This window comes from Bacillus sp. CH140a_4T, assembly GCF_008923725.1.
Lineage (GTDB): Bacteria > Bacillota > Bacilli > Bacillales > Bacillaceae_G > Bacillus_A.
This window is the reverse complement of record NZ_WBPF01000013.1, coordinates 602,177-615,822: the sequence shown is the minus strand read 5'-3', so window position 1 is coordinate 615,822 and position 13,646 is coordinate 602,177. Positions and strand designations below refer to the sequence as shown.

The 13,646-nt window shown below is 35.4% G+C and carries 19 protein-coding genes; 15 read left to right on the top strand and 4 right to left on the bottom strand.

The annotated features are described in order from the left end of the window. Positions 1–54 precede the first annotated feature (54 nt). On the top strand, positions 55–522 hold the full coding sequence (locus F8162_RS11970; RefSeq protein WP_151633657.1) for a hypothetical protein: 468 nt from the start codon (positions 55–57) through the stop codon (positions 520–522). Positions 523–595: 73 nt separating this feature from the next. On the opposite strand, the gene F8162_RS11965 is transcribed toward F8162_RS11970, so the two are convergent. Further along, positions 596–1,246, bottom strand: a complete 651-nt coding sequence (locus F8162_RS11965; RefSeq protein ID WP_000456212.1) for a GTP pyrophosphokinase family protein — start codon at positions 1,244–1,246, stop codon at positions 596–598. A 337-nt stretch (positions 1,247–1,583) separates the two neighbouring features. Between F8162_RS11965 and rpmG the strand changes: the two genes are divergently transcribed. After that, on the top strand, positions 1,584–1,733 hold the full coding sequence (rpmG, locus tag F8162_RS11960) for a 50S ribosomal protein L33 (protein WP_001265617.1): 150 nt from the start codon (positions 1,584–1,586) through the stop codon (positions 1,731–1,733). A 90-nt stretch (positions 1,734–1,823) separates the two neighbouring features. Then, positions 1,824–3,317 (top strand): YcdB/YcdC domain-containing protein, encoded by a 1,494-nt coding sequence (locus F8162_RS11955; RefSeq protein ID WP_151633659.1) that lies wholly within the window; start codon positions 1,824–1,826, stop codon positions 3,315–3,317. 54 nt (positions 3,318–3,371) lie between these two features. Here the strand turns inward: F8162_RS11955 and F8162_RS11950 are convergent, their stop codons facing one another. Beyond that, positions 3,372–3,602: a hypothetical protein gene (locus F8162_RS11950; RefSeq protein ID WP_151633661.1), complete on the bottom strand. Its 231-nt coding sequence runs from the start codon at positions 3,600–3,602 to the stop codon at positions 3,372–3,374. Positions 3,603–3,860: 258 nt separating this feature from the next. Between F8162_RS11950 and sigK the strand changes: the two genes are divergently transcribed. Continuing rightward, the gene (sigK, locus tag F8162_RS11945; protein ID WP_000051382.1) at positions 3,861–4,574 is read left to right on the top strand and encodes an RNA polymerase sporulation sigma factor SigK; all 714 of its coding nucleotides are present in this window, start codon (positions 3,861–3,863) and stop codon (positions 4,572–4,574) included. 291 nt (positions 4,575–4,865) lie between these two features. Beyond that, a complete protein-coding gene (locus tag F8162_RS11940; protein ID WP_151633663.1) occupies positions 4,866–5,654 on the top strand; it encodes a phosphatidylserine decarboxylase in 789 nt (262 codons plus the stop codon). Between the two features lie 148 nt (positions 5,655–5,802). On the opposite strand, the gene F8162_RS11935 is transcribed toward F8162_RS11940, so the two are convergent. After that, positions 5,803–5,958, bottom strand: a complete 156-nt coding sequence (locus tag F8162_RS11935; protein ID WP_000850097.1) for a sporulation histidine kinase inhibitor Sda — start codon at positions 5,956–5,958, stop codon at positions 5,803–5,805. 247 nt (positions 5,959–6,205) lie between these two features. Here F8162_RS11935 and F8162_RS11930 point away from each other — a divergent pair, with 247 nt between their 5' ends. The 8 genes from F8162_RS11930 to F8162_RS11895 all read left to right on the top strand — a co-directional run bounded on the left by F8162_RS11930 (position 6,206) and on the right by F8162_RS11895 (position 11,343). Further along, positions 6,206–6,718 carry a YqeG family HAD IIIA-type phosphatase gene (locus tag F8162_RS11930; RefSeq protein ID WP_151633665.1) on the top strand — a complete coding sequence of 171 codons (513 nt, stop codon included), beginning with the start codon at positions 6,206–6,208 and terminating at the stop codon, positions 6,716–6,718. Positions 6,719–6,721: 3 nt separating this feature from the next. Next, the gene (gene yqeH / locus F8162_RS11925; protein ID WP_151633667.1) at positions 6,722–7,828 is read left to right on the top strand and encodes a ribosome biogenesis GTPase YqeH; all 1,107 of its coding nucleotides are present in this window, start codon (positions 6,722–6,724) and stop codon (positions 7,826–7,828) included. A 15-nt stretch (positions 7,829–7,843) separates the two neighbouring features. Further along, complete coding sequence (gene aroE / locus F8162_RS11920; protein ID WP_151633669.1) at positions 7,844–8,677, top strand: shikimate dehydrogenase; 834 nt, start codon at positions 7,844–7,846, stop codon at positions 8,675–8,677. A gap of 5 nt (positions 8,678–8,682) precedes the next feature. Next, complete coding sequence (yhbY, locus tag F8162_RS11915; protein ID WP_016086221.1) at positions 8,683–8,976, top strand: ribosome assembly RNA-binding protein YhbY; 294 nt, start codon at positions 8,683–8,685, stop codon at positions 8,974–8,976. A 139-nt stretch (positions 8,977–9,115) separates the two neighbouring features. Further along, positions 9,116–9,685 carry a nicotinate-nucleotide adenylyltransferase gene (nadD, locus tag F8162_RS11910; protein ID WP_151633671.1) on the top strand — a complete coding sequence of 190 codons (570 nt, stop codon included), beginning with the start codon at positions 9,116–9,118 and terminating at the stop codon, positions 9,683–9,685. After that, entirely contained in the window at positions 9,675–10,244 is a 570-nt protein-coding gene (yqeK, locus tag F8162_RS11905) for a bis(5'-nucleosyl)-tetraphosphatase (symmetrical) YqeK (RefSeq protein ID WP_151633673.1), read from the top strand. Before nadD ends, yqeK begins: the two co-directional genes overlap by 11 nt. Beyond that, a complete protein-coding gene (gene rsfS, locus F8162_RS11900) occupies positions 10,241–10,597 on the top strand; it encodes a ribosome silencing factor (protein WP_061677276.1) in 357 nt (118 codons plus the stop codon). Before yqeK ends, rsfS begins: the two co-directional genes overlap by 4 nt. Further along, complete coding sequence (locus F8162_RS11895) at positions 10,594–11,343, top strand: class I SAM-dependent methyltransferase (RefSeq protein WP_000873069.1); 750 nt, start codon at positions 10,594–10,596, stop codon at positions 11,341–11,343. The genes rsfS and F8162_RS11895 overlap by 4 nt, the downstream gene beginning before the upstream one ends. A gap of 171 nt (positions 11,344–11,514) precedes the next feature. Here the strand turns inward: F8162_RS11895 and comER are convergent, their stop codons facing one another. Continuing rightward, complete coding sequence (comER, locus tag F8162_RS11890; RefSeq protein WP_151633675.1) at positions 11,515–12,342, bottom strand: late competence protein ComER; 828 nt, start codon at positions 12,340–12,342, stop codon at positions 11,515–11,517. Between the two features lie 77 nt (positions 12,343–12,419). On the opposite strand from comER, the gene F8162_RS11885 reads away from it, so the two are divergent. Together F8162_RS11885 and F8162_RS11880 are read left to right on the top strand one after the other, a co-directional pair. Next, positions 12,420–13,019 carry a helix-hairpin-helix domain-containing protein gene (locus tag F8162_RS11885; protein WP_151633677.1) on the top strand — a complete coding sequence of 200 codons (600 nt, stop codon included), beginning with the start codon at positions 12,420–12,422 and terminating at the stop codon, positions 13,017–13,019. 63 nt (positions 13,020–13,082) lie between these two features. Then, the gene (locus F8162_RS11880) at positions 13,083–13,640 is read left to right on the top strand and encodes a ComE operon protein 2 (RefSeq protein ID WP_151633679.1); all 558 of its coding nucleotides are present in this window, start codon (positions 13,083–13,085) and stop codon (positions 13,638–13,640) included. The last annotated feature ends 6 nt before the right edge of the window (positions 13,641–13,646 follow it).

Below are 13,646 nucleotides of genomic sequence, written 5' to 3'. Positions count from 1 at the left end.
TTATCAATGAAAGTGAGGCGAAATGCCTCACTTTTCTTTTTAGGAGATGGGAAGATGAGTTCTTTTTTCAGGGGAATAGGATCCCTTCTAATAGGTGTATTATTACTAGTTGGATGTCAATCCAAGGAGAATCATATAGAACAAAAATCTACTACTACAAAAACTGAGGAAAAGGTACAAATAACGAAAGAAGAAGAGAAATCGATTCAAGATGTTATGGAGAAATTTGTACAGACGACAAATGAAAAAAATCTTGCTGAACATATGGAGTTATTCTCAAAGAAGATGCCTAGTGCTGAAGATTTAAAAACACAAAAAGAAGCAGCTTTTCAAAAGGGAAATAAGAAAATTCAATTGGAACATATAGACATGAAAGCTAGTAAAGAAGGGTATGTGGTAGTTGAAACAAAGGAAAAGGAAATAGAGGGGGAGGTCACTCTTCAGAAAAATGTACAGTATGCACTTGGAAAAGAAGAGGATGGCTGGAAAATTGAAGAAGTTCGTACGATAGGGAAAAAATAACGTGAACCTTTAATCAGGGAGTCTTACTGCCCGTAAATAGCGAAAAAAAGGTTCTCATTGGAGAGAACCTTTTTTATAGTGGTAACAGAATTTGATTTGAACATGCTTCGATATCATCAATATCTTGGCGGATTGTTGCCATTTTATTATCAAGATCTTCAGCCTTCATTGCCGCATCATGAAGTTCATCTTTTAAATACTCAGGTATTTTCCCTTCATATTTATAGTAAAGTTTATGTTCTAAACTTGCCCAAAAGTCCATTGCTAGCGTACGTAACTGGATTTCTGCAAATACATCTTTTGTACCAGAATTCAGTGATAAAGGATATTTAATAATCATGTGTAAACTTTTATATCCGTTTCCCTTTGGATTAGCGATATAATCTTTTACTTCTATGATTTCCATATCTTCACGCTTTTGAATGACTTCTTTTAAATGATAAATATCTTCTACGAAGCAACATGTAATACGGATGCCGATGATATCTTGTAAATGTGTTTGCGCATTTTCAACTGTCGGTAATAAATTTTTACGTTCAAGCTTTTTAATAATACTTTCAGGCTGTTTTAATCTTGTTTTTATATGTTCAAACGGGTTGTAATCCTCTAAAAATTGGGCTTCCCGGTTCATAATTTCAAATTTAGTTTTTAACTCTTCTAAAGCGAATGTATATGGTAGTACAAAAGCTTTCCAATAGTTAACTGTTGATTGATTATATTCCATTTATATACACACCTTTTCCTATTTACAAGTGAGGTTGTTATTATACTAAACACCAAATCATGTAGGCGCAAGCAGCAAATGATGAGATCATAAAACGATATTTAGTTTTCATACTTTCAACTCCTTTCGATTAAAATTCTATATAAATAAACGTGATTGTTAATAAGTTCACTATGTACAATTCCTATATTAATAGATTCGTGTGAATTTCGTATGAACTAATTGTTTCAGATTTTTGTCTTTTTTTGCAATTGACAAAGAGAATAAAGTTATATAACATATAAATCGTAATCGTTACGTTTTAGTTTGCGATCTTTGAAAGAAAGGAGAACTACATATGCGTGTAAATATTACATTAGCTTGTACAGAGTGCGGTGATCGTAATTATATTTCTAAAAAAAATAAACGAAACAATCCAGAGCGCATCGAACTAAAAAAATATTGTCCGCGATTAAAGCGAGTAACGCTACATCGTGAGACAAAGTAAAAGACTAGAGATATCTCTAGTCTTTTTTGTTTATAGTTCTTTGGTTTTGTTTGTTATAATTACCTTAAATTGTAATAAAGGAGAGGTATGATGAATCAAAAAGATAAAGAAAGAAAAGAGCAAGTGGCTCATATGATTGACATTCCAGATGATTATAGTCTTGTTGTAGATGATCAAGAAGGCGTGGATGACCCGTATCATCTATTATGGTGGGAGCATAAAGAGGACGAGGAGAAAACGATACAAATTACGCTGAATAGACATACTGGTAATGTAATTGAATTTAGTATAGATGATGAAAATTCTTTTTCGAGTGGTAAGGAAGCGATAGAGGAGAATAAAGCAAGAGAGATTGCAAATGTATTCTTAAAAAAATATACAAAAGAAGGATATGAATTTTATACATATGTAACTGTTAAGGACGACAGGCGCGGTTGGAAAGAAGTAAATTATATGCAAGAAGTGAATGGATACCCATTGCCAAATACAGGGTGTGTTGTGCGAGTTCATTCTTCAGGTAATGTTGTGCATTTTCGTTATAATGGACAAAAAGCTATCGAGAAAAAACCGTTATGGCCAAGTGAAATCGTTGAAGAGAACGTCGTCTTAGAAAATTTGAAAGCTAGACAAGATATGAGACTTGTATTTGTGGATTTAACATACTCTTCATGTGAGTATGAAAATGGAGAGGAAGTAAAAGGGTACCATCTTGTATATGAACCAGAACCTAGCCATGCGTTTATTAAAGCAAGTACAGGTAAAGATTTGTTTGGATCGGATCACTATAAGTGGCCTCCAACTATAGCTGTTGAAAAACTGAAAAAAGGTAGCCGAAAAGATGATATATTCGATTTGTTTGACTGGGATAAAGAAAGTTTTACAAAAGTAGCTGAGACGGAAAATGATGATGAAATCAGGATGAAATTTGTTCCGAAAGAGGAATTACAGAAACACAAAGAAGAAAAAAATCCATATTTAATGAATGAATTTTTTAAGAAGCATTTACCGATGTTAAAATATAATAATTTACTTGGCATTACGGTTGATAAATCTACCAATGAATTAACTGGTTTTATAAAACTGACAGACGATAAAGAAGTAAAGCAAATATTGTCTAGAGAGGAATGTTTACAAAAAGCACTTCAATTTTTGGAACAAGTTATTCCAGATGTCACAAAATATCTACGTCTTTGGGAAGAACGTGAAGCAACAGAAGATGGAATTGAAAGGTTTATCTTTTCCGTATATGTGAATGGTATTCCAGCAGAGTGTAAGCAATTTATGGTCAATATAAATGCGGAAAATGGTGCTGTGATACACTACTCTGGAGAATCTAGCAACTTTATAAAAGAATTGCTTACATATGAAACAACACCAAAAGTAACAAAAGAAAAAGCGTTACAAATATACAAAGAGGCCATCCGAATTAATTTAGAATGGGACATAGATAATGATGCAGAAGAAACGGTATATAAATTATTGTATAAACAAACAACGGATGAAAATTATAAAGAATCCTTCGATTGTAGTCGAGAACTGCGTTATATTGATGCCAACACAGGGAAGAAAATTTGGAGCAAATAAGCTTTTCAATAGGGAAAAAGGTCTTCGAGAGAAGACCTTTTTTAGAAAGAACGATTATTCTTCGTATGTATCAATTTTGTATAACCACTTCTGTACACTAGCAGGTGGTCCTTCTGTTCGCCACTTTGTTGTACACATTCCGCAAGAACAGTGGACTTTTCCTTTCGCAAAAATACCGGCAATTTCAGGAGTATATCCCCAGGCGTGTTTTGCAATATTCATCTTTCGGCGCATTGTACGTTGACGTTGGTGTCGCGTAAAAGCACGTGTTCTTTCAAATCTCATATTTGTAATCCCTCCTTGTAGTACAAGCAGCTTGCAAGAGCGTACAAGGAGTTCATCTCTTACAAGCTACTTATGCACAAGAAGGTAGTAAAATGTTTCACATTTCCCCCTCCTATCTGTTGTTAAAGTATACGTAGCAAAGCTTCGTGAGACAAGAATTATGCTTAAAAAGATGTTGGAATGATATCGTACAGACACAAACAACCTTACGCCCACATACACATAGTAAAGACCACTATTTTGGCGGAGGTGAAAGGTTTGAGTCTATTCGCCGCAATTGGATATATGGTTCGAGAAGTGTTTGTCTTTGTTTCTTATGTAAAGAACAATGCGTTTCCGCAACCGTTATCATCAGACGATGAGAGAAAGTACTTAGAGTTAATGGAGCAAGGTGATGCTCAAGCGAGGAATTTGTTAATTGAACATAATTTACGGCTTGTAGCTCATATCGTTAAGAAGTTTGAAAACACAGGGGAAGATGCAGAAGATTTAATTTCAATTGGTACAATAGGGCTTATTAAAGCGATCGAGAGCTATTCGGCAGGAAAAGGCACAAAACTTGCGACGTATGCAGCACGCTGTATTGAAAATGAAATTTTGATGCATTTACGTGTACTAAAGAAAACGAAAAAGGACGTTTCACTTCATGACCCGATCGGGCAAGATAAAGAGGGGAATGAAATATCGCTTATTGATATATTAAAATCAGAGTCTGAAGATGTAATTGATATGATTCAGCTTAGTATGGAGTTAGAAAAGATTAAAGAGTATATCGATATTTTAGACGAACGGGAGAAAGAAGTAATCGTGAAGCGTTTTGGACTGGGGCTTGATAAAGAGAAAACGCAACGAGAGATCGCAAAGGCACTCGGTATCTCGAGAAGCTACGTATCAAGAATTGAAAAGCGTGCTTTAATGAAAATGTTCCATGAATTTGTAAGAGCAGAGAAAGAGAAAAAAGCGAAAGAATAATGTACATTGCAAGCAGCCATATTTTAAAATGGGCTGCTTTTCTTTTTGTAAATAAGGAAAGAAAAAGAGTTGTGTTCAGAAGAAATCCATGTTCACTGTTGAAAATGACGGATTCTATCTGTAATATTAGAGGGTGCTAAACAATTTAAGAATAATACCATACTTAGTTTTCCGCATGTATCAATGAAACAGTTCTATATGATATGTGGAAATAAGAACCAATTTTACATATGATATAGAAGGAAAAGAAGGGGAAGCTAAAGTTATAGGCTGATTAGGAGGTTTCGCAATTTGCGACGTACATTATATCGACTTATGATCGAACTTACAAATGGTCGTTTTACTTCTTATATATTACGTAAATTTGCACAATCTCGTTTGAGCTCTATCATTATTCCATCGTATGCGAAAGTTTTTCAAATTAATCAAGATGAGATGGAAAAGGGTTTGAAGGAATATAGAACATTGCATGAATTATTTACGCGTAAGCTAAAAGAAGGAAAGCGTAGTGTTGATACAGGTGCATCGAGTATCGTTAGTCCTGTTGATGGTGTTTTTGCTGATCACGGTCCTATTGAGGACACAAAAACATTTGATATTAAAGGCAAGCGTTATTCGATCGTGGATATGCTAGGTAATGAAGAACGTGCAAAGCGATATGCAGGTGGTACATACATGGTTATTTATTTAAGCCCAAGTCATTATCATCGTATTCATAGCCCGCTTTCTGGTTCTGTGACTGAAAGGTTTGTACTTGGTAGAAAATCATATCCGGTAAATGCAGCTGGTATGGAATACGGGAAAGAGCCATTATCAAAAAATTATCGCTCTGTTACAGAAGTAAATAGTGACGGTGAACATATGGCGCTTGTAAAAGTAGGAGCTATGTTTGTTAATAGTATTGAGCTTTTGCATGAAAGAAGTACTGTTCAAAAAGGTGAAGAAATGGCATACTTTACATTTGGCTCAACAGTTGTGTTATTGTTTGAAAAAGATATGATAGAAGTAGTGCAGAATTTGAAGAGTGGGCAAGAGCTTCGTCTTGGTGAAAAAATTGCTACTCGATTGGCCCATAAGTAAAGAAAAGATTTTATAACTGTAAGCAAGAGTTATGGACAAAGATGCTTAATGATGAAATTCCCTAGATGGGAGTACTTGTTTATTCGAGAGCCATCGCAGGATGGCTCTTTTTACAAGTTAGCTCATTAAAATTTCACTTTATATGTAATCAAGACGATTTGACAAGCTTGTCCTCTAATGAGCGTCTAATCATTTCTTGTTTTATAAGTAAAATGAAGTCGGGATTTAATTTTAGTTCTTTTGCTTTATAATAAGACTCAGTGAGTAACTCAGTAGATAACTGTTCCATATGTTTTGTTTTCAAGGTGAGTCACCTCCTAATAATATAAGGATTGATTCGTTGTTGCATTTAATGTACCAAAAAAATATGACAGTCACAAACGGGTGGTTATCCACATACCTAGGTGGATAAAATGTGTATAGAATGTTAGTAAATTCCAAATTGACTGAAAAATTAATGTGGAAAATGTGTACAATTTTATCCACAGGTTATATATCGAAATATGTTGTCGAAAAATTTTTATGAAAACTCCTCAAAGAGGTGAAAGAAATTGAAGTTATTTTTACCAAATGAATATGTGAAAAATGTATATCATGTTCAACCAGAAGATTTGAAAAAACGTGGAATTAAAGGTGTTATTACTGATTTAGATAACACTTTAATTGAATGGGATCGTCCAAATGCAACGCCGCAACTTGAAGAATGGTTTTTGGAAATGAAAGAGCAAGGCATTCAAGTAACGGTCGTTTCAAATAATAATGAGCAACGTGTGAAAGACTTTGCTGATCCATTAGGTATTCCATTTATTCATAGTGCGCGTAAACCATTTGTTCGTGCATTTAAGCGTGCGATACAAGAGATGCATCTGCAACCAGATGAAGTTGTAGTAATTGGGGATCAGTTACTAACGGATGTGTTAGGTGGAAACCGAGTGGGACTTCATACAATTTTAGTTGTACCGGTAGCACAAACGGACGGATTAGTAACGCGCTTTAATCGAAAAATTGAACGAAGAATTATGAGAAATATGAAGAAAAAAGGTTTAATTAACTGGGAGGAATAAAGTTTGACTGAAACAATTAAATGTATTGGTTGCGGTGTAGAAATTCAAACAGAAGATAAAAACGAAGTGGGATATGCTCCTACCTCATCTTTAGAGAAAGAACAAGTAATTTGTCAACGCTGTTTTCGCTTGAAACATTACAACGAAATTCAAGATGTATCATTAACAGATGATGACTTCCTACGTATTCTAAATGGAATTGGAAAATCAGATGCGTTAGTAGTTAAGATTGTAGATATTTTTGATTTTAATGGTAGCTGGTTACCTGGCTTACATCGTTTCGTGGGAAATAATAAAGTATTACTTGTTGGAAATAAAGCTGATTTAATTCCTAAGTCAGTAAAACATGATAAAGTAAAGCATTGGATGCGCTATAGTGCAAAGCAGCTAGGATTAAAGCCAGAAGATGTCTTTTTAATTAGTGCAGAGAAAGGGCAAGGGATTGCTGAACTGGCAGATGCTATTGAGTATTACCGCGGCGGAAAAGATGTTTACGTTGTAGGATGTACGAATGTAGGAAAATCAACATTTATTAATCGTATGATTAAAGAATTTAGTGATGAGACTGAAAATGTAATTACAACATCTCATTTCCCAGGAACAACACTTGATTTAATTGATGTTCCGTTAGACGAAGAATCTTCTTTATATGATACGCCAGGTATTATTAACCACCATCAAATGGCTCATTATGTTGGAAAACAAAGCTTAAAGCTTATTACACCAACAAAAGAAATTAAGCCGATGGTGTTCCAATTAAATGAAGAACAAACATTATTCTTCAGTGGATTGGCACGTTTTGATTATGTAAGTGGTGGTCGTCGTGCATTTACTTGTCACTTCTCGAATCGTTTAACAATCCATCGTACAAAGCTTGAGAAAGCAGATGAATTGTTTAAAAATCATGCTGGGGATTTACTAAGCCCGCCAACACCAGAAGAATTAGCAAATATGCCAGATCTAGTGAAATACGAATTTAATATTCGTGAACCAAAAACGGATGTTGTATTCTCTGGATTAGGATGGGTTACTGTGAACGAACCGGGAGCAAAAATTGTTGCACACGTACCAAAAGGAGTAAGTGTTTCGCTACGTAAATCTTTAATTTAATATGGAGAGGGATTTATGAAACAATTATATGGTGTAATCGGAAATCCAATTGGACATTCATTATCACCCGTTATGCATAACGATGCATTTGAACACTTGAATATGGATGCCCATTATCATGCATTTCTTGTTAAAGAGGAAGTGCTAGGGGAAGCAGTAAGAGGTTTAAAAGCATTAGGTATTTCAGGATTTAATGTAACAACTCCGCACAAAGTTGCTATTATGGATTATTTGGATGAGATTGACCCGCTAGCAAAACAAATTGGTGCAGTAAATACAGTGGTTCATAAGGATGGAAAATTGATTGGCTATAATACAGATGGAATTGGTTTTGTCCGAGCGCTGCAGGCAGTTAGTAGTGAACCACTTCAAGAGAAACGTATTTTATTGCTTGGCGCAGGTGGTGCTAGTCGAGCTATTTATTTTTCTCTTGCTGATGTAGGTGTGAAAGAGATTGATGTAGCTAATCGTACAGTAGATAAGGCGAAAGAACTTATTGCTGCATGTACGGCTCATGTTAATTCTGTTGCTTTACCGTTAGAAAAAGCAACAGAAGAACAAGGAAATTATGATATTATCATTCAGACGACAACAATAGGTATGCATCCACGTGTCGAACATACGCCATTACAAATTTCTTCGTTAAAAAAAGGAACGATTGTATCAGATATAATTTATAATCCATTTGAAACGAAAATTTTATGTGAGGCAAACGAGCAAGGTGCAATGATTCAAAATGGTATTGATATGTTTGTTTATCAAGGGGCACTTGCATTTGAAATGTGGACAGGACGTGTACCGAATATCGATAGAATGAAACAATTAGTTATAAGAAAGCTTGGAGGCTAACATATATGTTAACAGGAAAACAAAAAAGATTTTTACGTGCCAAGGCACATCATTTAACACCGATTTTTCAAGTTGGAAAAGGTGGCGTAAATGAAAATATGGTGAAGCAGATTGGAGAAGCATTAGAAGTTCGTGAACTATTTAAAGTGAGCGTACTACAAAACTGTGAATTTGATCGTCGTGAAGTTGCAGAAGAACTTGCAAAAGGCGCACGTGCTGAAATCGTTCAAGTAATTGGAAGTACAATCGTTTTATACAAAGAATCTAGAGAAAATAAACAAATTAAACTTCCACGATAAAAAGACTAGCATATGCTATTTTTTATCGTTAGTACGTAATGATGTAGAGAGCGAAACCAATTGAACTTTTATTAACAGTGAACTCTCTTCGGATAGGGATGAAGAGAGTTGCTGTACGTAAAAGGAAGGGGCGTTTCTTTTGAGGGAAATTGGCATCATTGGCGGTACATTTGACCCGCCACATTATGGACATTTGCTCATTGCAAATGAAGTATATCATGCTTTGAATTTAGAAGAAGTATGGTTCTTACCGAACCAAATTCCACCGCATAAACAAGGGCGGAATATTACAAGTGTAGAAAATCGCTTGCAAATGTTAGAGCTTGCGACTGAGGCAGAGGAACATTTTTCTATTTGTTTAGAAGAGCTAAGCAGGAAGGGCCCATCTTATACGTATGACACTATGTTACAATTGACGAAGAAGTATCCGGATGTGCAGTTTCACTTTATTATTGGTGGAGATATGGTTGAGTATTTACCAAAGTGGTATAACATTGAAGCGTTACTTGATCTTGTAACGTTTGTTGGGGTTGCAAGACCTGGTTATACATTGCGTACACCTTATCCTATCACCACTGTGGAAATTCCGGAGTTTGCAGTTTCTTCATCTTTATTGCGTGAGAGATATAAAGTGAAGAAAACATGTAAATATTTACTTCCTGAAAAAGTACAGGTATATATCGAGAGGAATGGGTTGTATGAATCGTGAGAAAGCACTTCATATTGTCAAACAACAAATGCATGAAAAACGTTATATACACACAATTGGTGTAATGGAGACAGCAATTGAACTTGCTAAGTTATACGGTGTGGATGAAAAAAAGGCTGAAGTTGCGGCTATATTCCATGATTATGCGAAGTGTAGAGCGATTTCTGAGATGGAAGAGATTATTAAAAGTGAAGATTTGCCGAAAGATTTACTTTGTTATAACAAAGAGTTATGGCATGCACCTGTTGGGGCATACTTAGTAGAAAAAGAAGTAGGCATTACGGATCCTGAAATCCTGCAAGCTATTACATATCATACAAGTGGTCATGAGAAAATGACGATGTTAGATAAAGTAATTTATGTAGCTGATTACATTGAGCCTGGGCGAAAGTTTCCAGGGGTGGAGGAAGCTCGTAAACTCGCATATGCGGATATAAATCAAGCTTTATTATTTGCGTTAAAGCGAACAATTCAATTTTTAATGGAAAAAAATCAAACGATTTATCCATTAACATTCCAAACATACAACGCAGTTATCAAGGAGGAAATTAGTAAATGAACGATAAAGATTTATTAGTATTAGCAGCAAAAGCGGCTGATGATAAGAGAGCAGAAGATATGGTTGTCCTAAATATGCAAGGTATTTCACCAATTGCAGATTATTTCATTATTTGTCACGGTAACTCAGATAAGCAAGTGCAAGCAATTGCACGTGAAATTAAATCAAAAGCACATGAGTTCCAAATCGACGTACAACGTATGGAAGGTTTTGACGAAGCACGCTGGGTATTAGTTGACCTTGGAGATGTAGTTGCTCATGTATTCCATAAAGATGAGCGTAATCACTATAACTTAGAGCGTCTTTGGGGCGATGTGCCGCGTGAGGATATTACAGACGAGCTAGACCAATGAAATACGAACAATTTGCATTGTTGTACGACGAACTAATGAATGATGTTCCTTATGATAAATGGGTGGAATTCACAGAGGAAAGTTTACAACAAGCGGATATGAAAGAGGCGAAGATTCTTGATGTAGCATGCGGTACTGGTAATGTAACACTTCCGCTTGTACAAAAGGGTTACGATTTAATCGGTGTTGATCTTTCAGAAGAAATGTTAACGGTCGCTCAGCAAAAATTAGGCGGAGAAGGATATTTTATTCCTTTTTACCAACAAGACATGCGAGAGCTTGATGTTCCGGGTGAGTTTGACTGTGTAACTATCTTTTGTGATTCATTAAATTATGTATTGCAAGAAGATGGAGTGCAAGAAACATTTCGAAGAGTGTTTCACCATTTACGTCAAGATGGTTTGTTTTTATTTGATGTACATTCTTTATATAAAATACATCATGTATTTCAAAATGAAACATACACAGTGAATGGAGAAGAAATATCTCTTATTTGGAATTGCTTCCCTGGTGAAGAATCAAATAGTGTAGAACATGATTTAACATTCTTTGTTCAAGACCCAGAAGAAGATGTGTACCATCGCTTTGACGAATGTCACGTGCAACGTGCATATCAGGTTGAAGAGTTAACGAAATGGCTTGAAGAAGCTGGTTTTACAGTGCTTCGCGTGACTGGTGACTTTGAGAGACTTGAAGTTACCGAACAAACAGAACGTATTTTCTTCATGGCGAAGAAAAACGGGTAAAACAAAAGCAACCGAGAAGGTTGCTTTTGTTTTGTAAAGAAGCTGTAATTTTTGTTCTAGAATAATAAGAAGATGATATACGTGAAGTGTGAAAATACTAGTTTAAGTGAAAATGTAATGTAAAAAAGTAAGTATTTATAAAAAGGAATTGGAATGACGATGACGTATTTATTATGTGTGTTTATTGAATTGCTGATCAACGCATTTTAAATCTTCATCAAATTTCTCGTGTGTCCGCTCGATTAATTTATGAAACATATCTCCAACATGTTCTTCTAAAACACGAATACCTTCTCCTGTAACGCCGCCTTTCACACATACTTTTTCTTGTAAAGTAGGCAATGTGAAAATCCCTTTTTCAAGTAATTTCCCCATTCCAACGACCATTTCACTTACTAAAGTAGTGGCTTCTTCATGTGTAATATTTGTTTTATCTACAGCAGCGTTAATGAAACCTTGTAATAAATAACTAAAGAATGCAGGGCCGCAGCTTGCTATATCAGATGAAACGCGCGTTATATCTTCTTCTATTACAAGGGGAGTAGAAATTTTTTTGAATAGGCGAAATAGTTTTTGTTGCCACTCTTCAGAGCATTTACTTCCAAACGTAAATAGTGATGCGCCAGACAGGGCGCGGTTTGTAATGCTTGGAATAATACGGGCAACGTGGCAAGGTACAAGTGTCTCTAATTGTGATGGAGATATTGGACTTGTGATAGAAACTAAGCACTTTTCATCAGAAAAATGTTCGGCGTATTTTTGTAGGATCGGGTATATATCTATCGGCTTTACGCAAATAAAAATAAGATGTGATCGTTCGATTACCTCATCAATAGTTTTGGCTATATGAACAGAAGGGTATTTTTCCTTTATATGATATGCTTTGGCGGGCGTTCGATTAATGATTGTAAGGCACGAAGGTTTGACAGCACGGGTTTCTAAAAATGCGTCGATTAGTATATTCCCCATGTTCCCTGTCCCTATAATTCCTATGTTCAATGTTTCATCCCTCCTTCGTAACAGCTTTCTCCTAAACAATATGAATGATGTTATAAATTTATGATTAGAGGTGAAAAATGATGTGGGATTTTCCAAAGAAATGGTTAGGATTAGTAGCTATTATTGGAACTGTACTTTTTCTTCTTTTCTGGAAAACAAACGAGCATACAGAGCAATCGATCATTGTAACGGATGTTCAAGCGAAAGAGATGGAGAAAAAAAGTAAACCGAAAATATCGGATACAAAGCAGCAGAAAAAAATAATTGTAATTGATATGAAAGGGGCTGTTGTTAAAGAGGGAGTGTATGAAATGAAAGAAGGGGACCGGGTCAAGGATGCTATTGAGAAGGCAGGTGGTTTTTTGCCCGAGGCAGACAGGATGAAGGTAAATTTAGCACAAATGGTACAAGACCAAATGATTCTTTATGTACCGAATAAAAGCGAGCAAGTGCAAGAAGTAGCTGCTGTTTCAAAGGAAGAGGGGAAAGTTCAAATAAATGCAGCTTCTAAAGAACAACTTGAAAAAATTACAGGTATTGGTTCTCGGAAAGCAGAAAGTATTTTGAAATATCGAGAAGAACATGGTCCTTTTCAGAAAATAGAGGATTTGTTAGAGATTGATGGGATCGGTGTGAAGTCATTGGAAAAAATAAAAGATCAAATTATTATTCCGTAAAAGATTGACGAAGTTTTTCTTCATTCGCTACACTACAAGTAGACAAAAAAGTAGGTGAAAAATATGGAACGAATTTCATGGGATCAATATTTTATGACACAAAGCCATCTGCTATCTTTACGTAGTACATGTACAAGGCTTGCAGTAGGAGCGACAATCGTTCGTGATAAACGAATTATTGCTGGTGGATATAATGGTTCAATTAAAGGTGGTGTACATTGTATAGATGATGGATGCTACGTTATTGATAATCATTGTGTTCGTACAATTCACGCAGAAATGAATGCTTTATTACAATGTGCAAAGTTTGGTGTAAAAACGGAGGAAGCGGAAATTTATGTTACGCATTTCCCTTGTTTACAATGCTGTAAGGCGATTATTCAAAGTGGTATTACAGCAGTTTATTATGCGCAGGATTATAAAAATCATCCATATGCCGTAGAGTTATTTGAAAAAGCGAATGTAACAGTGAAACACGTTCCGCTAGAATATAATATTGCAGCATTAGAGGATCAAAAGCGTCATATGGAGTTAAAAGAACTATTTGCATCTTTAGAAAAAGAAAACTTATCAATGGCAGAATTACAGTATGTATTCACGAAAGCAAAAATGATGCTATAAGGAGTG